Genomic DNA, 19,223 nt, shown 5'->3' with positions numbered 1-19,223 from the left:
CATCGCCCTCGGCACCCAGCGAAGGAACCGCGCCATGCCCGCCCTCGACGATTCCGCCCTGCAGCCCGGTTTCATGGTGATCCACGGCAACCGCCTGGAGGCGCTGCGCGGCCTCGCGGTGGAGTGGATGCGCCGCCACCCGCTGGGGCCGCTGGAGAACGAGACGATCCTGGTGCAGAGCAACGGCATCAGCCAGTGGCTGAAGCTCGCCCTGGCCGCGGACGAATCCCGGGGCGGCGCCGGCATCGCCGCGGCGCTCGACGTCAGCCTGCCGGCGCGCTTCCTGTGGCAGGCCTACCGGGCCGTGCTGGGAGAGGAGCAGGTGCCGCCGGTCTCGCCCTTCGACAAGCCGCGGCTGGTGTGGCGGCTGATGCGCCTGCTGCCCGCCCTGCTGGACGCCCCCGTGTTCGCCCCCCTGGCACGCTTCCTGGAAGGCGACGACGACCTGCGCAAGCGCCACCAGCTGGCCGAGCGCCTGGCCGACCTCTTCGACCAGTACCAGGTCTACCGCGCCGACTGGCTCACCGCCTGGGCCACGGGCGAGGATGTGCTGATCACCGCCCGCGGCGAGGCGCGCCCGCTCGCCGAGGAGCAGCGCTGGCAGGCCGAGCTGTGGCGCGCCCTGCGCGACGACATCGCCCGGGCCCATGGCGAGGCGGGGCTGGCCTCCAGCCGCGCGGCGGTACACGAGCGCTTCCTCGAAGCCTGCCGGGAGCTGGGCGAGCGCCCGCCAGGCCTGCCCCGCCGGGTGATCGTCTTCGGCATCTCTTCGCTGCCCGCCCAGACCCTGGAGGCGCTGGCCGCCGTGGCGCGGGTCAGCCAGGTGCTGCTCTACGTGCACAACCCCTGCCGCCACTACTGGGCGGACATCATCGAGCACAAGGATCTTCTCAGGGCCGAAAGGAAGCGCCAGCGGCGCCGCCCCGGCATGCCGGCGGACCTGGCCGAGACCGAGCTGCACCTCCACGCCCAGCCGCTGCTGGCCGCCTGGGGCAAGCAGGGCCGCGACTACCTGCGCCTGCTGGACGAGTTCGACGAGCAGCAGGCCTACCGCGGCCTCTTCGAAGGCGAGGCGCTGCGCATCGACCTCTTCGACTCCCCTCTCCACCACAACGCCGAGCCCAGCCTGCTGCGCCAGCTCCAGGACGATATCCTCGAGCTGCGCCCGCTGGCCGAGAGCCGCGCCACCTGGCCCGCCGTGGACCCGGCTCGCGACCGCTCGCTGCGCTTCCAGGTGGCCCACAGCGCCCTGCGTGAGGTGGAGATCCTCCACGACCAGCTGCTCGCCGCCTTCAGCGAGGACCCGACCCTCAAGCCCCGGGACATCCTGGTGATGGTGCCCGACGTGGACCAGTACGCCGCCGCGGTGCAAGCGGTGTTCGGCCGCCTCGACCCCGACGACCCGCGCCATATCCCCTTCACCCTCTCCGACCAGGCCAGTCGCCACCGCCTGCCGCTGCTGATCGCGCTGGAGTCGCTGCTGCGCCTGCCGGAACTGCGCCTCTCGGTGAGCGACCTGCTCGACCTGCTGGAGGTGCCGGCGGTGCGCGCCCGCTTCGCCGTCCCCGAGAGCGGCCTGCCCACCCTGCGCCGCTGGATCGAGGGCGCCGGCATCCGCTGGGGGCTTGACGCCCGCCAGCGCCAGAGCCTCGACCTGCCGGGCGGCATGGCCGCCAACACCTGGGCCTTCGGTCTGCGCCGGCTGCTGCTGGGCTATGCGGTGGGCGATGCCGCCGACGGCCCCTGGCAGGGGGTGGAGCCCTATGACGACATCGGCGGGCTGGAGGCGGCGCTGGCCGGCCCCCTGGTCAGCCTGATCGACACCCTGGAGGCCCAGTGGCAGACCCTCGCCGAGCCCTGCGACGTGGCCACCTGGGGCGAGCGCCTGCGCGAGCTGCTGGCGGCCTGCTTCCTGGCCGACTCCGACCAGGACCTGATGGCGCTGACCCGGCTGGAGCAGGCGCTGGACGCCTGGCAGGAGAGCGCCGAGGAGGCCGGGCTCAGCGAGCCCCTGCCGCTCTCGGTGGTGCGCGAGCACTGGCTCGCCCAGGTGGACGAGGCGAGCCTCTCCCAGCGCTTCCTGGCCGGGGCGGTGAACATCGCCACCCTGATGCCGATGCGCGCCATCCCCTTCCGCCACGTCTGCCTGCTGGGCATGAACGACGCCGACTACCCGCGGGTCCAGCGCCCGCTGGACATCGACCTGATGGCCCAGGACTACCGCCCCGGCGACCGCTCCCGCCGCGAGGACGACCGCTACCTCTTCCTGGAGGCGCTGCTCTCGGCCCGGGACCGGCTGAGCATCAGCTGGGTGGGACGCAGCATCGTCGACAACACCGAGCAGCCCCCCTCGGTGCTGCTCGGCCAGCTGCGCGACCACCTGGCCCGCGGCTGGCGGCTGGCAGGGCAGGAAGTGGAGGACGGCGGCAAGGCACTGCTGGCGGCGCTGACCACCGAGCACCCGCTGCAGCCCTTCAGCATCGAGTACTTCCGCGAAGGTTCTTCATTGACCACCTACGCTCACGAGTGGCGCGAGTTGCACCTGCCCGGCGACGAGCGCGCGCCGCCCGAACCGGTGCCACTGGCCCCCTTCCGCCAGGAGGCCCCGCTGACCCTGGCCCAGCTGGGCGCCTTCCTCAGGGCGCCGGTACAGGCCTTCACCACCACCCGGCTCAAGGTCTTCCTGGAGCTCGATGCCATGGAGCGCCTCGATCACGAGCCCTTCACCCTCGGCGGCCTCGACCACTGGCAGCTGCAGCATGCGCTGATCGAGGCGAGCCGCGCCGCGGTGGAGGCTGGCGAACCCCATGAGCCCGCCATGCTGGCCACCCTCGAGCGTCTCGAGCGCCAGGGGCGCCTGGCCATGGGCGGATTCGCCGAGCGCATGCGCGACTCCCTCGTCGAGCCCATGGAGAGCCTCTTCGCCGACTACCGCCAGGTGCTCGACGAGTGGCCCCACGCCATGGAGGAACCCCTCACCGTCTCGCTGGACCTTCGCGAGGCGCTGGGCGAAGGGGCCGATGAGAGTCCGAGCGGCGGCCTGGCCCTGGAGGACTGGCTGGGCGAGCTGCGCGTCAACGACGCCATGGAGCGCTGCCGGGTGCTGCTCACCACCAGCAGCCTGGTCAACAAGGGCAAATACCACTGGAAGCACTGGCTCGGCCCCTGGGTGGCCCACCTGGCCGGCCAGCTGGAGGGCCCCATGACCACCCGGCTGCTCTCCCGCGCCGGCGGCGGCACCCTGGCCCCGCTGCCCGCCGAGGAGGCCCGCGCGCGGCTGGCCGATATCGCCGCGGCCTGGCAGCACGGCATGGCCACCCCCCCGCCCCTGCCCCGGGACACCGCCTTCGCCTGGCTGGAGAAGGGCGGGAGCCCCGCGGCCATGGCCCGCTGCCTCGCCGGCACGGCAAGCGAGGAGGACGACAAGGCCTGGAAGGCCGCCAGCACCGTCTTCTACGGCAGCGGCTTCAACAACGACCACGGCGAGCGCGGCCGCGACCCCTACCTGCTGCGCCAGTGGCCGGAGCTGGAGGAGATGGTCCGGTCGCCGGAGGGCGGCGGCTTCGCCGAGCTGGCCGAGCGGCTCTACGCCCCGCTGCTACGCGCGGTGAAGAAGCCGAAGGAGAAGAACCGCAAGGGCAAGGGAGGCAAGGCATGAGCACCGATAACCAGACGCCAGCCAACTTGGACCCGATCCACCTGCCGCTCACCGGCAGCCGGCTGATCGAGGCCAGCGCCGGCACCGGCAAGACCTTCACCATCGCCCTGCTCTACGTGCGCCTGGTGCTGGGCCCCCGGGACGAGGCCGACGCCGAGAGCTTCCCCCGCGCCCTCACCCCCCCGGAGATCCTGGTGGTGACCTTCACCAACGCCGCCACCCGGGAGCTGCGCGACCGCATCCGCGCCCGGCTGATGGAGGCCGCCGAGGCGTTTCAATCGGGGACAGACCCTCATTCAAGCAAGGCTGCAGAAGAATCCACCGAAGGGGCGCCTGGGGCAGGTCATCGCGGAGGTCCTATGCCAGGGATGGCATCGGTAGCGCCCAGGGAGGGGTTCACAGCGCCTCCGCAGAGACCTGTCTCAGGGAAAGCCCCGTCCATGACAGGGGACCTCTTCGCCGAACCACCGGTGGATAACTCAGAGGCGGTGGACAGGTCGCACGGCAATACGCCGGGCGGCGACCCGCTGCTCGCCCTGCGAGACAGCTATCCCCGCGAGCGCTGGCCGGCCTGCGCCCGCCGCCTGCAGCTCGCCGCCGAGTGGATGGACGAGGCCGCGGTCTCCACCATCCACTCCTGGTGCCACCGCATGCTGCGCGAGCACGCCTTCGAGAGCGGCAGCCTCTTCTCGCTCGAGATGAACCTCGACCAGTCGGAGCTCGAGCTGGAGGTGGCCCGGGACTACTGGCGCAGCTTCTACTACGCCCTGGACGCCGAGGCCCTCGCGGTGGTCACCTGCTACTGGGAGACCCCCGACGCCCTGGCCGAGGACGTCCGCCGCCTGCAGGGCGACGCCGAGCTGCTGCCCGACGCCCCTCCCCCCGCCGGGGCACTGGCCACCCTGCAGGCCGAACGCACCCGGGTGCTCGCCGAGCTCAAGGCGCCCTGGCCCGCCTGGCTGGATGAGCTCACCGAACAACTGGAGAGCGCCGCCGCCGCCAAGGCCTTCGACCAGCGCAAGCTCAACAGCAGAAGCCGCATCGACTGGCTGGCGAAGCTGCGCGACTGGGCCCAGGACCCAGAGCTCGCCACCCCCGCGCTCACCGACGCCGCCTGGAAGCGCCTGACGCCCGAGGGCATGGCCGAGATCTGGAAGCAGGGCGAGCCGCTGGACCACCCCGCCCTGCACGCCCTGGTCGCGCTGCCCGAACAACTCGAGGCCCTGCCCAGCGCCCACGCCGACCTGCTGGCTCACGCCGTGCGCTGGATGAGCGAACGGCGCGAGCGCGTGCAGCAGCGCCGCGCCGAGCTCGGCCCCGACGACCTGCTCGAGCGCCTCGACCGCGCCTTCGCCGGCCCCGCCGGCGGGGCGCTGGCCGAGCACGTGCGCCGCCAGTTCCCGGTGGCCCTGGTGGACGAGTTCCAGGACACCGACCCGGTGCAGTACCGGCTCTTCGACCACGTCTACCGCCTGGCCGAGGCCCCCGACCCCGACAACCCCGGTGCCGTCCTGCTGATCGGCGACCCCAAGCAGGCGATCTACGCCTTCCGCGGCGCGGATATCCACACCTACCTGCAGGCGCGCCGCGACACCGTCGGTCGCCATGTGACGCTCGGCACCAACTTCCGCTCCTCCACCGCCATGGTGGAGGCGGTCAACCGGGTGTTCCGCTTCGCCGAGACCCACCCCGCCGGCCGCGGCGCCTTCCTGTTCCGCTCCCCCGAGGGGGGCAACCCTGTGCCTTTTTTACCGGTGGCAGCTAAAGGCAGGAAGGATGCCCTGACCCGCGACGGCAAGCCGCTGCCCGCCATGACGCTTTGGCACCTTTCGGCCCAGGGCGACGATGCCGAGAAGGGCATAAGCAAGGGCGCCTACTTCAAGGAGATGGCCGCGCGCTGCGCCACCCGGATGGCCGAGCTTCTGCGCGAGGGCCAGCAGGGCCGCACCGGCTTCGGCGCGCCCGACGAGCCCTTCCGGCCCCTGAAACCGTCGGATCTCGCCGTGCTGGTCAACAACGGCAACGAGGCGAAGGCGATCCGCGGTGCGCTGCTCGAACGCGGCATCAAGAGCGTCTACCTCTCCGACAAGGAGGGGGTCTTCGAGACCCCGGCGGCCCTGGAGCTGGAGGTGTGGCTGGCCGCCTGCGCCGAGCCCGACAGCGAACGGCGCTTGCACGCCGCCCTGGCCATGCCCAGCGTCGGGCTATCGCTCGCCGAGCTCGACGCCCTGCAGCACGACGAGCTGGCCTGGGAGGCGCGCGTGCTGCAGTTCCGGGGCTACCACCGGCAGTGGCAGCGCCAGGGCGTGCTGCCCATGCTGCACCGGCTGCTGGCCGACTTCGCCGTGCCCACCCGGCTGCTCAGGAGCCCGAGTGGCGAGCGGCATCTCACCGATCTGCTGCATCTCGGCGAGCTGCTCCAGCAGGCCAGCGCCGAGCTCGACGGCGAGCACGCCCTGCTGCGCCACCTGAGCGAGGCCCGCGCCCATCCACCCCAGCAGGCCGATACGCACCGCCTGCGCCTGGAGAGCGATGCCGACCTGGTACAGGTGATCACCATCCACAAGTCCAAGGGGCTGGAGTACCCGCTGGTCTTCCTGCCCTTCATCTGCGCCTTCCGCGAGAAGAAGGCCACCGACCTGCCGCTCACCTGGCACGACGCGGCGGGCCGACGCCACCTCTCGCTGGAACCCGACGAGACCGTGCTAGCCCGCGCCGACGACGAGCGCCTGGGTGAGGACCTGCGCAAGCTCTACGTGGCCCTGACCCGCGCCCGCCACGCCACCTGGCTGGGCATCGCCCCGCTCAAGGGGTTCGAGCGCAGCGCCATCGGCCAGGTGCTCACCGCCGGGGCACCGCTCTCGTCACCCTCGACGGACGGCCTGCTCGAGGCCCTCTTCCCCCTCGCCCAGGGCGCGGCGGAGACGGAGCTCAAGGTCGAGCCGGCGCCGGAGCCGAATGACCAGATGGTGCCCAGCGAGGCGAACGACGAGGCCCTGCGCGAGGCGCTCACTCCGGCGCGCCGCGCCCGGGAGCACTGGTGGATCGCCAGCTACTCGGCGCTGCGCCTGGGCGGAGAGCGCATTGGTGATGAAGAAGCACCCGCCCTTCTGGAAGAACCCGAAAGCGCTCTCTCCACAGAGCCCGCCCTTCTGGAAGAACCTGAAAGCGCTCTCGAAGCCACCGCCCGGGAGATGCGTGACGAGCCCAGTGACCCGGCCAGCGCGCCGCTGCCGGTGAGTGATGCCTCGCTTCACCGCTTCCCCCGGGGGCCGGCGGCGGGCACCTTCCTGCACGGCCTGCTGGAGTGGGCCGGCGCCGAGGGCTTCGCCCGGCTGGTCGCGGAGCCCGAGCGGCTGAACGACACCCTGGCGCGGCGCGCCAACCTGCGCGGCTGGCGCGAGCGCATCCCGGCGCTGCAGGCCTGGCTGCGGGGGCTGCTGGCCTGCGAGCTGCCAGTGCCGAACGCCCCCGAGGGGCCGGTGTCGCCGCTGCGGCTGGACCGGTTGGAGAGCGCTCACTATCAGGTGGAGCTGGAGTTCTGGTTTGCCGCCCACCGGGTCGACACCACCCGACTGGACGCCCTCGTAAGCGCTCACACACTGGGCGGCGCCGAGCGCCCGGCGCTGGAGCGCGACCGGCTCAACGGCATGCTCAAGGGCTTCATCGACCTGGTGGTGGAGCACGAGGGGCGCTTCTACGTGCTGGACTGGAAGTCCAACTACCTGGGCCGCGACGACGAGGCCTACTCAGAGGCGGCCATGGCGGAGGCGGTGCGCGAGAAGCGCTATGACCTGCAGTACTGCCTCTACCTGCTGGCCCTGCACCGCCTGCTGAAGGCGCGGCTGCCCGGCTACGACATCGACCGCCATCTGGGTGGGGCGCTCTACGTCTTCCTGCGTGGCCAGCACGCCCCCTCCCGCGGCGTGCACCACGAGCGCCCGCCCCGGGTGCTGATCGAAGCACTCGACGCCCTGTTCCGCGATGCCGATGCCACCCCGGAGGAGCAGCCATGAGCGCTGGAGACACAGCCATGAGCGCTGGAGACACAGCCATGAGCGCTGGAGACAAAGCCATGAGTGACCACTCACCCACCGCCCAGGCCACCCCCAACGAGGCCGCCGGCGCCGAGGCCCTGCACAAGAGCGCAGCACTCTTCGCGCTGCTCGACCGCTGGGTGGCCCGCGGCTGGCTGCGCGCCCTGGACCGCGCCTTCGCCGCCTTCCTGGCCCGCGAGGTACCCGACGCCCCTGCCCCGCTGCTGCTGGCCGCGGCACTGGCCAGCCACCAGCTCGGCCGCGGCCACGTCTGCCTGGACCTGGAGCGCACCCTCGCCGAGCCGGACCTCGCCCTCTCGCTGCCCCCGGAGGGCGACAGCCTGGAGGACTCGCCCCCCCCCCCCCTGCCCAGCGCCCTGCTCGGTGAGCTCACCCTCGCCGACTGGCAGGAAGCGCTCACTCACCCGCTGATCGTCGGCCACGGGCCCGGCAGCACCCCGCTGGTGCTCGACGCCACCCGCCTCTACCTGCGCCGCTACTGGCACCACGAGCGGGAAATCCGCCACCACATTGCGACGAGACTGGGCAAAAGCGACGACGCCTGTAGGAGCTCGGCTCCGCCGAGCGAAGGCGCCGACAGGCGCCCGGCAGACACCACTACCCTCGGCCAGGCCCTCAACGCCCTCTTCCCCGCAAGCCCCACTCTGGACTGGCAGAAGGCCGCCTGCGCCCTGGCCGCCCGCTCGCCCTTCGCGGTGATCACCGGCGGCCCCGGCACCGGCAAGACCACCACGGTGGTCAAGCTGCTCGCCCTGCTGCAGACTCTGGCACTGGGCGAAGGCCGCCGAGCGCTGCGCATCCGCCTGGCCGCCCCCACCGGCAAGGCCGCCGCGCGCCTCAACGAATCCATCGCCGGGCAGGTGGCTGGGTTAAGCCTCGACGGTCTTTCAGACTTGTGGGAGCCCGATTTATCGGGCGATTGCAGTGCCAGCAAACTCAGATCCGCCATTCCCACCGACGTCACCACCCTCCACCGCCTGCTGGGCTCGCGCCCCGACACCCGCCACTTCCGCCATAACGCCCGACACCCGCTGCCGCTGGACGTGCTGGTGGTGGACGAGGCCTCCATGGTCGACGTGGAGATGATGGCCGCGCTGCTCGACGCCCTGCCGCGCCGCGCCCGCCTGGTGCTGCTGGGCGACAAGGACCAGCTCGCCTCCGTGGAGGCGGGCTCGGTACTCGGCGACCTCTGCGCCCGGGCCGAGGGCGGCCACTACACGCCCGAAACCGCCGACTGGCTCGCCGAGGCCACCGGCCAGGCGCTGCCCGCCGAGATGATCGACCCCGCGGGCGCCCCGCTGGACCAGGCCATCGCCATGCTGCGGGTGAGCCACCGCTTCGACGCGGCCAGCGGCATCGGCCGGCTGGCCGGGGCGGTCAACCGCGATGCGGCGGGCCGCGAGAAGCGCACCGCCATCCGCGAGGTGCTTGGTCACGGCTACGCCGACCTCTCCCACCTCAAGCTGGAAACGGACAGGGATCGCGGCCTGGAACGGCTGGTGGTCTCGGGGCACCCCGCGGGCTTCCCTGATCGAGGAAAGAGTGCCGGCGAGGGCCGCATGGTGAACGGCAAGACGCTGCCGCCGCCGGTGGGCTATCGCCACTACCTGGAGGTAATGCGGAGCCTCGACGTCATGCAGCGCGCCGAGCCACAGGCGGGCCAGCACGGCGAGATCGCCCGCGAGGCGCTGGACGACTGGGCCCGACAGGTGCTGGCCGCCCACGGCCAGTTCCAGCTGCTCTGCGCCCTGCGCCGCGGCCCCTGGGGCGTGGAGGGGTTGAACGAGCGCATCCGCGCCGCGCTGGAGAAGGAAGGGCTGATCGACAGCGGCGACGGCCGCCGGCTCTGGTATCCCGGCCGCCCGGTGCTGGTCACCCGCAACGACTACGGCCTGGGGCTGATGAACGGCGATATCGGCATCACCCTGGCGCTGCCCCAGCCCACGGGCGAGGGCCGCGGCCCGGCGCTGCGGGTCGCCTTTCCGGCAGGAGACGGCAGCGGGCGCATCAAGTGGGTGCTGCCCAGCCGCCTGCAGGCGGTGGAGACGGTGTTTGCCATGACGGTGCACAAGTCCCAGGGCTCGGAGTTCACCCACACCGCCCTACTGCTCCCCGACGCCCCCAACCCGATCCTCACCCGGGAGCTGGTCTACACCGGTATCACCCGCGCCAGACACTGGCTCACCCTGGTCGAGACCGGACGCGGCCAGCTGCTGGATGCGGTGGAGCGTCGGGTGATGCGGGTGAGTGGATTGGGAGCCGGATGAGCGTTGGCACCCGTCCGTTTTCCCACCACCTTGATACCGCAAAAGGCAGGCAGTAGAACGGTATGTGCTCCCTGCTGCCCCAGGATGTGATCGGGCGCTTCGGCGCATCGTCGCCCTGCCGGATGCACACCCGAAGGACGCGCAGATGGTGGCCGAACGGCTGCAGCAGAAGGTCAGCGAGCTTGCGGTGATGGAGGCGATGCTCGAGCACCGCCTGACCGTCACCATCGGCATCGCCGGGGTCCTCAACGAGGCAACCGACCTTGACGCCCTGATCCACCGGGCCAACCAGGCCCTCTACGCCGGCAAGTACGGCGGCAGGAACCGAGAGGTGGTGAGTCAGTAGGTATGAGGCGAGCCGTGATGGGGAGCTTATGCTCCCCCATACTTGCCCCTCATTGAGGTGTTCCGCTCGAGCTCTCCAAATGCAAATAACTAGAAAGAAAAACCGCTAATTAAATAACATCCAAGAAATAATTCCCCATCATTCCGGAAGAACTCCTACCCTTAGTCCTATCTCTTATAAGATGGTTCAGCTTCTCCACGCGAGCATTGTATGCAGACACTTGATTCGGCTTGATCACACCCCCCCTTTCATCAGCAAGGAGTCTGTGACAAAAATCAAAGAGAACAACCCTTACATCCCCCCTTTCTATCAACCTTGAAACAATATCGAAAGAAGAGAACCTCTCACCCTTCTTTACAGAAACCAACTTGCATATATAGTTATTTAACTCGAATATCTCATCAAGCCTAACTTTTCTAGTCAGCTGATCAAGGCTCTTCAGGTCAGATGAAAGCTTTTCGCTTGCCTCAAAAAGGTCTTTAACCTTATCTTCCCCCTTTCTGTACGCAGACTTGTAAATCAAACCCCTTGCCAATCTATAATTCCAAACTTTATCGTCGCAAACCCCGCTCACAAGCGCATGACGAGAAACATCTATCATTCCTTGAGGATACACCTTTCCTTCTTCGGCCCTATACCAACAGTCATATAAAAACTCTTTTGTGCCTTGCCGCCTTTCGAGTGAGAAATCCTGAAGCACTTCCTTGCCTCTTCATAATTTGGCGGCACAGACTCAAGATAAAGCCACCCTTTTGTAAGGATCAAATCTGGATGCTGCTTCTGACGAGAAAGCTCATTGTCGATAGTTTCAAATGCTCGAGAAAAATCCCCTTCCAACTTTAGGGCTCTCGCCTGACTAATAGCCATTCCAACCCTATGCCTATTCCCCCGCTTACCCTCTTTAACTGAGGAACGGTGCCGCCTAACTTCGTTCAAAAGTGCTTGGTGGTCGCCAGCCATTTCCTTTCTTATCTCACCAACCAACAAGGATGTAGTTGATGAAACAGAAAAACGATCCTCCCCTTGAACTATCCTTGGCTCATCAACCAAGAAAAGAGCCTTTAGCTCTTCAACCACGTCCATAAGCTTAATTTTGGGAACAGCCAACACCTGCCTCAGCTCTGTAAAAGAGCAACTTCCAAAATAGGTAACAGCTAACAGAGCTCGCTTTGCCTCAGGAGTAAGAGAATCAATCTCTCTACGCACAGCGGCATTCCTCGCGTCCTCCCCTAGCTCTCCTCTCCATTCAGAAATTGCTTTATCAAGAGAAAGCCCAGACCTGTGGAGCCTAATAATTGACTGGGTTAGCAATGGAGAACCATCACTCACTTCATGTATTTTATTTATAAAGCCTTGCTTAAAATCTTTTATTCGATATTTTTCAACCAAGGAGAGGACGTACTCCTTATGTTCGTCAGCATTCATCCCGGAAACATCAATACATGACTCGCTAGAGTAAGAGAACTTTTTCCTAGTTGTTATTAGATATCTTACTTTATCACTTGCCAAATGGCGACAGCAGTCGACTATCTTTTTTTGATCGTCGTCATCAAGCGCATCGATATTATCGACCACCACCAAACTAGGAAAGAAAGCTATCGACTGCTTTATTAGTGATTTAAGCCCATTAACTGAAAGTCCATCCACATCACTTTCCAGCAGCGCACAATGTTCTGCAAGAGATAATAGAAAGTCTTGAGCGTTAGAGAAGTCCGCCCCGTTTAAATCGTAGTATTCGTTAGCAATGCCAGAAAACTGCTTTTCCTTTGCAGTCAACCATATGATTTTTTCAAAGCCTTGCGGGGCACTTCTTGAAAACTCTTCGCAAAACTGGTAAGCGATAGATGTTTTTCCCTTCCCCCCATCACCAGCAAGAACTCTTGTGTAGTCAAACGGCTCCGCCATCCACTGCCAGAGCAAAGTTATTTCTTCTTTCCTACCAACAAACTTTGGACAGATAAGCTGCTTATCCGGGAGGTTATGATCCAGGAATTTAGCATGGTTCCCGCTTTGCCCCCCAGCCCTATCTGAAAACTTCCTGGGAGAAAATAAGAATTTATAATCCTCTGGCTTTTCAGCTCTCATGCATTGATCAAGAGACCTCATCAACACATCTTCAGAAGAAAATATTCTTGCAGTTCCGCCCACCCTTTTAAGCGGCCCATCCCTAACGATCTTTACCAGTTCACCATCTACAGCACGCTTGGGGACTAGCAAAAGTCCAAAAACGTAACACTTGCCATCAAAAAACTTCTCAACCCTTGAGAAAGTGCAGTCAATTTCGACACCTGAATAATGTTTTATTTTATCCCTCAAAGCTGATATATTGAAAGCATCAAGATCAATATCAACAGGAGAAAAAACCTGATCCTTAACTAACTCCTGCACGCCATAGACTATATACCCACCAAATGAATTATGGAAACTAATTACCTGCCTAACACGCTTAGCAAGAGATATCTCACTGCCGTCAAACTGAGCCTTATAGTCCCAAAGCCATCCCTCCTTCGGACAAAAAGAATTGCCAGAAACTAAAATATCAAGTAACTATTCAGGTGGCTGCGGATGGGGTATCGCCAACCAGCTGATTTTTCTGGCATAGTGCACAGCATCATTCGGCACACCTATGCGGTGATATGACCATCAGCGATATCAACGTCGACGAGGCCCTGGAGCGGGTCCGGCAGCAGCTCAAGGAAGACCAGACGGTCTCGCCGTCGCTGCGTGCCGCCATCGATGTGCTGATGCTGCTGGTCAAGCTCATGGCCGATCGCCTGGCCACCAGTAGCCGCAACAGCAGCAAGCCACCGTCCCAGGATCCCAATCGCCAGCGCCGCTCGCGCGCCAAAGGCGAGCGGCGCCCCGGCGGACAGCCAGGGCATGAGGGTAAGACGTTGGCGCCGGTGACGGACCCCGACGAGGTGGTCAAGCTCCGTGTCGATCGTCGGCAACTCCCCAAGGGGCGTTCTTACCGCCCGGTCGGCGTCGAAACGCGCCAAGTGCAGGACATCGTAATCCAGGCCGTGGTCACCGAATATCAGGCTGAGGTCCTCGAAGATGATCAGGGGCAACGCTACGTGGCGCCATTCCCCGAGGGCGTGACTCGCCCCATCCAGTATGGCCCTCGCCTCAAGGCGCATGTCGTCTATCTCTCCCAGTATCAGCTGTTGCCCTATGCGCGTATCCGCGAGTTGCTCACCTCGCAGTGCGGCCTGTCGCTGAGCACCGGCACCCTGTTCGCCTTCAACCAGGAGGCCTACCAGCGGGCCGAGGCGTTCGCCGAGTGGGTGATCCCGGCGCTACGTGAAGCAGCCACCGTCCATGCCGATGAAACCGGAATGCAGGTCGGTGGCAAACGCTACTGGCTACACAGCGCCTCCAACGAGGCCCTGACCTGGTTGGCCCCGCACCCCAAGCGCGGCCAGGAAGCGATGGACGCCATCGGCGTATTGCCCTTCGTGCGTGGCGTGCTGGTGCTGGTGCATGATCACTGGAAGCCCTACTACCGCTATCCGGATTGCCGGCACGCGCTCTGTAATGCGCACCACCTTCGGGAGCTGACAGCGGCCTGGGAGAACGATGGCCAGGCATGGGCCAAGGCCTTGCATGACCTGTTGTTGGAGATGCATCGCGCCGTGGAGGTGGCCGACGGCTGCCTCTCGGCCGATGAGACCCGAGCCTGGCGGCAGCGCTATCGAGATTGCCTGGCGAAAGGGGACGCCGAGTGCCCCCCGCCGGTGAAACCGCCACCTGGAACGCGAGGCCGGGCCAAGCGCACCAAGTCGCGCAACCTCCTGGAACGCCTCCAGGCGTACGAGGACGACGTGTTGCGCTTCCTCGACGACCCTGCCGCTCCCTTCACCAACAACCAGGGGGAGCGCGATCTGCGAATGACCAAGGTCCAGCAGAAAATCTCGGGCTGTTTCCGCTCCTGGGAGGGTGCTGAGATCTTCTGCCGCATGCGTAGCTTTCTCTCGACCGCCGTCAAGCAAGGGGTAGCGGCGCATACCGCACTGGAGCAACTGTTTGCGGGGGAGGTGCCAGCCTTCATGCAGCAAGAAGCCCCGACTCAGCCAACCGGTGCTGAATAGTTACAATATCAATAGGCTTACCACCAATCTCTTGAGACTCAATACATTGTGCAATTTTGGCTGCAACGCTACTAAGACTAATATTAAACGACGCCATCTCCCCCTCCAAAAGCAAAAAATCAAAAGACTAAAAAATATCAACATCTACACCAAGAAAATCGGGGACAGACTCTCATTTGTCTGCCACCTTTACCCCGCCATAAAACGCCCCCCCCTCCCCTCAATTGCCTCCATGCCCTCAACAGGTCGCTCATAACTCCACGCCACATCCTTGTGCTCGCCAAAGGAGAAATACGCGGCATCGCCCTTGAAAGGGCAGTGGGTCACGGTGTCGGAGGGGGGCAGCAGGTCCATGCGTACGTCGTCGCGGGGGAGGTACTGCCGCGGCGGGTAGCCGCGTTCGCGCATTTCGATGGCGCGGGTGCTGTCGGCCAGGACGGTGCCGTCGATGACGACCCGCACCCGACGGGAGTGCGGGTACAGCGTGATGCGCGGCTCTGGGGCATCGTCCATGATCGTTCCCTGTGCGTTTTTCTAATATTTCATTACGTATCGTAACAATCCTGACAGCCCTCGCCGACGGCAGATTTCCTACGACTAAGGTCTTGCCGGCAAGAGCAACGCCGTCAGGTCGGGCCTCACGATCCGGCGGCGGGCTGCTCTTCTTCCTCCTCCTCGAGGGGGTCCTCCAGCGGCTCGCCCTGCTCGTCCAGGAGCTGGCTGTCGTAGGCCGCCTGCAGGCCGCTTTCCTCCTCGGCGGCCTCTTCCTCCTCCGCCTGGGCGATGGCGCCCGGGTAGAAGGGCGGGAGGATGGCCACCAGGATGCCCAGCGCGGCGAACATGGCGAAGGCGTCGGCGTAGCCGAAGCCCTCCACCAGGCGGCCGACCACCGGCGAGCCGGCCGCCCGGCCGAGCGATACCGCCATGAAGGGCAGCACCGGCCCCACGGCAAGGCGCCCGGGCAAAAGGCGGATACCGGTCATCAGGTAGAGCCCCGTCAGGCTCATGTAGGCCAGGCCGAAGACCAGCGCGGAGAAGGCGGTGAGCAGCGGCTGGTCGGGGCTCGCGGCCAGCAGGGCGAGGCTCGCCGAGAGCATCATCAGCATCAGCGCCTGGGTGATGGGCGGGTTGTTGCGATCGGCCAGATCGGCGACCACGGCCCCGCCGAGGCCGGCCACCCCCACCGCGAGCCACAGCCAGGCGGTGGCGCTTGCAGGCAGGCCGCCGAGGCTCACCACCAGGTCGGGGGCGAAGATCCAGTAGGCAGCGGAGACGAAGCCCATCAGGAAGGCGAAGAGCGTGAGCCGGACCAGGCGCGACCAGGGCAGTTCATTGAGGGGCGGCGGGTCCGCCGCGTTGGCCGGCACGATCCGCGAGACCGAGGGCAGCAGGAGCCAGGCCGCGATCACCCCGAGGCCGGCGAAGATGGCGAAGGAGAGGTAGGCATGGCGCCAGGCGCCGGCCAGGAACAGCACCGTGGGCACGGCCACGATCACGCCGATGCTGGTGCCCGCGTTCATCACCGAGCTGACGCGCCCGTGCAGCGAGCGCCTGACGACGGCCTGCATGGCCGCCGTCAGCGCGGGCATCATCAGGCCGGTGCAGATCCCGCAGGCGAACACCCCCGCGCCCAGCATCAGCGGGTCCGCGGCCCGGCTGATCAGCGAAAGCCCGGCGACGCCGAAGCCCCCGGAGAGCACCGCCGTGTAGCGGGACCCGAGGCGACGGGTGACGAGAGGGGCGACCGCGGTGGCCAGCAGGAAGCTGATCAGCGGCAGTGCGCCGATGATGCCGATCACGGAGGAGCCGAGGCCCAGCTCCTCGCGGATCGGGGGGACGAAGAGCCCGAAGGCAAAGCGGGCGAGGCCGAAGCTGATGGCGATCAGCGCGGCCCCCAGGACCGCGAACCCCGTGCTCGAAAGTCTCATGATCCTGCCTCCGCCGGTCCTGCTCGGTGGTCGAGGTCGTCAGCGCTGCCGGACGCCCGATGGCCGCCCCTGGGGGGCCATCGCGTGTCGGCACCTCGGCCCAGCGTGAAGCAGCCAAGCGGCCTCGGCAAACGTCAGAGGGGTGGCATCATCGGGCGAATTCGGGAAACTTCGGCAGGTCGTCGGCGAGCTCGAACCACTCGGCCCGGGAGGAGACCCAGGCGTGGACCCGCCTGCCGGGCGCGATCGGGGTGTCCAGGGTGCCCAGACGCAGCCGCTTGGCCTCGGGCAGGTCGTCGCGGGCGCTGTAGAGGGGGCTTCCGCACTCGGCGCAGAACACCCGCACCTTGCCCGGCGTGGCGCGGTACTCCTTCAGATGCGCCTCGCCCCGGGTGAGATGAAAGTCCGCCGAGCGGATCGGCGCCACGGCGACGAAGGCCGTGCCCTGGGCCTTCTGGCACTGCTTGCAGTGGCACATGGAGATCGCGTCGATCTCGCCGTGGTACTCGTACCCCACCTTCCCGCACAGACAGCTTCCGGTATGCATCGGCGTTCCTCCCCGCTGGTTTTCCGCCATCTTGGCCGTATCGAGCCACAGGCACACTGCTCCCTTCGGCGCAGTACACTGGGCCCAGGCATTCCACACGAGGCACACCCACTCCATGACACCTTCCCCCTCTTCCCCCCGCCCAGACGGCGGCAACCTGCCCCAGCCGATGCGGCTGGGCGGCCACGATGTGCTCTTCGTGATGGCCGCCGAAGCCGAGTACGGCCCGCACCTGCGGCAGCGCTTCACCCCGCTGATGACCGGCGTCGGCCCGGTGGAGGCGGCGGTCGAGCTCACCGCGGCCCTGGCCGCCCTCGCCGGTCAGGGCCGCCTGCCGGCGCTGGTGGTGTCGCTGGGCTCCGCCGGCAGCCGGATGCTCGAGCAGACCGAGGTCTATCAGGCGAGCTCCGTCGCCTATCGCGACATGGACGCCACCGCGCTGGGCTTCGACCAGGGCGTCACCCCCTTCCTCGACCTGCCGGCAACCCTGCCGCTGCCGCTGCGGATTCCCGGCATTCGCGAGGCCACGCTCTCCACCGGCGCCAATATCGTCTCCGGCGCGGCCTATGACGCCATCGCCGCCGAGATGGTCGACATGGAGAGCTACGCCTGCCTGCGCGCCTGCGCACGCTTTCAGGTGCCGCTGGTGGCGCTGCGCGGCATCTCGGACGGCAAGGCGGAGCTGCACCACGTTAACGACTGGACGGAGTACCTGCACGTCATCGATGAGAAGCTGGCCGCCGCCGTCGACCGCCTCGGCGAGGCGCTCGCCGCGGGCCTGCTGACGCCCTGAGGCCATCGCGGGGCCGTCACCACGCGCCGCGAGCCGGTGGCATGCGCCCTTGCGGCCGCCCGCCGGGCTTGCCACCCTGAAGGAGAGGCCCTGCCGCCCGCCGGCGGGTCTGCGAGGTTTCACCCCCATCAGGAAAGGAGCGTCCATATGAGCAACAGGGAAGCCTACGAGCAGAAGCTGCGCGCGAAGCTGGACGAGTGGCAGGCCGAGATCGACAAGCTGCGGGCCAAGGCCAGGGGCGCCGAGGCCGATGCACGCATCGAGCGGGAGAAGGAGGCCGAGCGCCTCGAGGCCAAGCGCGAGGAGATGCGCCACAAGCTCAAGGAGCTGCGCGAGGCCGGCGACGACGCCTGGGACGACCTGCGGGACGGCGCCGAGCGCGCCTGGAAATCCTTCAGCGACTCCTTCGAGAAGGCCCGCGACCGCTTCAAGTAGCCGGCGGTTGCCTTGCCCTCCCCTTGCTGCGGGCGCCCATGGCGGGCGCCCGTTCATCATGCCGCTTGACCACCCCTCCGCCCGGTAGTGTCATGGCCCCTGGCGCCGTGGGCGCCGCCGTGCGTTTCGTGATCCGTGCCAGCTGATCCATGCCAGTCAATCCGTGCCAACCCATCCAAGCCAGCCAGAGGCCTCCATGCGAAAGATCCTGCTCGTCGACAACGGCTCCCTGCGGGCCCAGGCCACCCTCAACCTGCGCCGCCTGGCCCGGGCCCTCGGCGAGGCCACCGGCCAGGAGATCGAGGCCGCCTCCCTGCTGCACTCCTACAAGATCCCGGCCGAGGAGCTCGACGGGGAGAAGGCGGTGTCGCTGGGGCCGCGGGCCGAGCAGCTGGCGGAGCAGGGCGTGACCGAGCTCGTGATCCTGCCCTTCTTCTTCGGGCCCAGCCAGGCGCTGACCCGCTACCTGCCGGAACGCCTGGCCGAGGTGCAGGCCCGCCATCCACGGCTCGCCGTCAAGGTGGCGCTGCCGCTGGTGGAGAGCCAGGCCCCGTTGGACCTGCGCCTGGCAAGGCTGCTGGCCGACAACGTGCGCGAGCAGATGAAGGGCACGTCGCGGCCCAGGGTGGTGCTGGTCGACCACGGCAGCCCGATTCCCGAGGTCACGGCGGTGCGCAACTTCCTGGCCGGCCAGCTCAGCGTGCTGCTGAGCGAGGAGGCCGAGTGCGTCACCTTCGCCTCCATGGAACGGCGCGACGGCGATGCCTACCGCTTCAACGAGCCGCTGCTGGAGGGCCTGCTGGCCGCCGAGGCCATGGCCGGCAGCGAGGTGATACTGGCCATGCTGTTCCTCTCCCCGGGGCGCCACGCCGGCGAGGGCGGCGACATCGCGGAGATCTGCGAACAGGCCATGGCGCACTCCCCGGGGCTGCGCGTCACCACCACCCGGCTGGCGGGGGAGCATGACGGCATCCTGGAGATCCTCGCCACCCGCCTGGCGCAGGGCCTGGCCGGCACGCCGCTGCTGCTGTCGCTGCCGGCCGGTAGCTGAGCCGGTAGCTGAGCCGGTGGCTGAAGGGGTGGCTGAAAGAGTGACCCGG

13 protein-coding genes are annotated in these 19,223 nt (G+C 66.8%); 8 read left to right on the top strand and 5 right to left on the bottom strand.

All coding sequences use genetic code 11. From position 1 onward, the window contains the following. The first annotated feature begins 34 nt into the window (after window positions 1-34). The 4 genes from recC (at window position 35) to B6N23_RS13090 (ending at window position 10,329) form a co-directional block, all read left to right on the top strand. Window positions 35-3,658 (top strand): exodeoxyribonuclease V subunit gamma, encoded by a 3,624-nt coding sequence (gene recC, locus B6N23_RS13105; protein ID WP_305499608.1) that lies wholly within the window; start codon window positions 35-37, stop codon window positions 3,656-3,658. Further along, a complete protein-coding gene (recB, locus tag B6N23_RS13100) occupies window positions 3,655-7,674 on the top strand; it encodes an exodeoxyribonuclease V subunit beta (protein ID WP_305499607.1) in 4,020 nt (1,339 codons plus the stop codon). The genes recC and recB overlap by 4 nt, the downstream gene beginning before the upstream one ends. Before the next feature lie 59 nt (window positions 7,675-7,733). Beyond that, window positions 7,734-9,983 (top strand): exodeoxyribonuclease V subunit alpha, encoded by a 2,250-nt coding sequence (gene recD / locus B6N23_RS13095; protein WP_305499606.1) that lies wholly within the window; start codon window positions 7,734-7,736, stop codon window positions 9,981-9,983. A 64-nt stretch (window positions 9,984-10,047) separates the two neighbouring features. Beyond that, window positions 10,048-10,329 (top strand): diguanylate cyclase domain-containing protein, encoded by a 282-nt coding sequence (locus B6N23_RS13090; RefSeq protein WP_439649824.1) that lies wholly within the window; start codon window positions 10,048-10,050, stop codon window positions 10,327-10,329. Between the two features lie 109 nt (window positions 10,330-10,438). On the opposite strand, the gene B6N23_RS13085 is transcribed toward B6N23_RS13090, so the two are convergent. Both B6N23_RS13085 and B6N23_RS13080 read right to left on the bottom strand, forming a co-directional pair. Then, the gene (locus B6N23_RS13085; protein WP_305499602.1) at window positions 10,439-10,930 is read right to left on the bottom strand and encodes a hypothetical protein; all 492 of its coding nucleotides are present in this window, start codon (window positions 10,928-10,930) and stop codon (window positions 10,439-10,441) included. Continuing rightward, window positions 10,927-12,717 (bottom strand): P-loop NTPase family protein, encoded by a 1,791-nt coding sequence (locus B6N23_RS13080; RefSeq protein ID WP_305499597.1) that lies wholly within the window; start codon window positions 12,715-12,717, stop codon window positions 10,927-10,929. The genes B6N23_RS13085 and B6N23_RS13080 overlap by 4 nt, the downstream gene beginning before the upstream one ends. 248 nt (window positions 12,718-12,965) lie before the next feature. Between B6N23_RS13080 and tnpC the strand changes: the two genes are divergently transcribed. Further along, window positions 12,966-14,420 (top strand): IS66 family transposase, encoded by a 1,455-nt coding sequence (gene tnpC / locus B6N23_RS13075; protein ID WP_305499594.1) that lies wholly within the window; start codon window positions 12,966-12,968, stop codon window positions 14,418-14,420. 189 nt (window positions 14,421-14,609) lie between these two features. On the opposite strand, the gene B6N23_RS13070 is transcribed toward tnpC, so the two are convergent. The 3 genes from B6N23_RS13070 to B6N23_RS13060 form a co-directional block, all read right to left on the bottom strand. Further along, window positions 14,610-14,933 carry a DUF427 domain-containing protein gene (locus B6N23_RS13070; RefSeq protein WP_305499593.1) on the bottom strand — a complete coding sequence of 108 codons (324 nt, stop codon included), beginning with the start codon at window positions 14,931-14,933 and terminating at the stop codon, window positions 14,610-14,612. Between the two features lie 125 nt (window positions 14,934-15,058). After that, the gene (locus tag B6N23_RS13065) at window positions 15,059-16,351 is read right to left on the bottom strand and encodes an MFS transporter (protein ID WP_305503809.1); all 1,293 of its coding nucleotides are present in this window, start codon (window positions 16,349-16,351) and stop codon (window positions 15,059-15,061) included. Between the two features lie 145 nt (window positions 16,352-16,496). Further along, window positions 16,497-16,895, bottom strand: a complete 399-nt coding sequence (locus B6N23_RS13060) for a GFA family protein (protein WP_305499591.1) — start codon at window positions 16,893-16,895, stop codon at window positions 16,497-16,499. 115 nt (window positions 16,896-17,010) lie between these two features. Between B6N23_RS13060 and B6N23_RS13055 the strand changes: the two genes are divergently transcribed. The 3 genes from B6N23_RS13055 to B6N23_RS13045 all read left to right on the top strand — a co-directional run bounded on the left by B6N23_RS13055 (window position 17,011) and on the right by B6N23_RS13045 (window position 19,174). Next, window positions 17,011-17,688 (top strand): 5'-methylthioadenosine/S-adenosylhomocysteine nucleosidase, encoded by a 678-nt coding sequence (locus B6N23_RS13055; protein ID WP_305499589.1) that lies wholly within the window; start codon window positions 17,011-17,013, stop codon window positions 17,686-17,688. Window positions 17,689-17,835: 147 nt separating this feature from the next. Further along, on the top strand, window positions 17,836-18,123 hold the full coding sequence (locus B6N23_RS13050) for a sll1863 family stress response protein (protein ID WP_110070698.1): 288 nt from the start codon (window positions 17,836-17,838) through the stop codon (window positions 18,121-18,123). A 196-nt stretch (window positions 18,124-18,319) separates the two neighbouring features. After that, entirely contained in the window at window positions 18,320-19,174 is an 855-nt protein-coding gene (locus B6N23_RS13045; protein WP_305499587.1) for a sirohydrochlorin chelatase, read from the top strand. Window positions 19,175-19,223: the final 49 nt, after the last annotated feature.

The sequence above is a fragment of the Halomonas alkalicola genome (assembly GCF_030704205.1).
GTDB classification, from domain to species: Bacteria; Pseudomonadota; Gammaproteobacteria; order Pseudomonadales; family Halomonadaceae; genus Halomonas; species Halomonas alkalicola.
The sequence above is the reverse complement of the archived record's forward strand: the minus strand, read 5'-3'. Positions and strand labels throughout refer to the sequence as shown.

Bases quoted from the DNA above. Each gene is read 5' to 3' on its own strand.
- recC (WP_305499608.1), top strand. From the start codon at position 35: ATGCCCGCCCTCGACGATTCCGCCCTGCAGCCCGGTTTCATGGTGATC.
- recB (WP_305499607.1), top strand. From the start codon at position 3,655: ATGAGCACCGATAACCAGACGCCAGCCAACTTGGACCCGATCCACCTG.
- recD (WP_305499606.1), top strand. From the start codon at position 7,734: ATGAGTGACCACTCACCCACCGCCCAGGCCACCCCCAACGAGGCCGCC.
- B6N23_RS13085 (WP_305499602.1), bottom strand. From the start codon at position 10,930: ATGATAGATGTTTCTCGTCATGCGCTTGTGAGCGGGGTTTGCGACGAT.
- tnpC (WP_305499594.1), top strand. From the start codon at position 12,966: ATGACCATCAGCGATATCAACGTCGACGAGGCCCTGGAGCGGGTCCGG.
- B6N23_RS13070 (WP_305499593.1), bottom strand. From the start codon at position 14,933: ATGGACGATGCCCCAGAGCCGCGCATCACGCTGTACCCGCACTCCCGT.
- B6N23_RS13060 (WP_305499591.1), bottom strand. From the start codon at position 16,895: ATGCATACCGGAAGCTGTCTGTGCGGGAAGGTGGGGTACGAGTACCAC.
- B6N23_RS13055 (WP_305499589.1), top strand. From the start codon at position 17,011: ATGACACCTTCCCCCTCTTCCCCCCGCCCAGACGGCGGCAACCTGCCC.
- B6N23_RS13050 (WP_110070698.1), top strand. From the start codon at position 17,836: ATGAGCAACAGGGAAGCCTACGAGCAGAAGCTGCGCGCGAAGCTGGAC.
- B6N23_RS13045 (WP_305499587.1), top strand. From the start codon at position 18,320: ATGCGAAAGATCCTGCTCGTCGACAACGGCTCCCTGCGGGCCCAGGCC.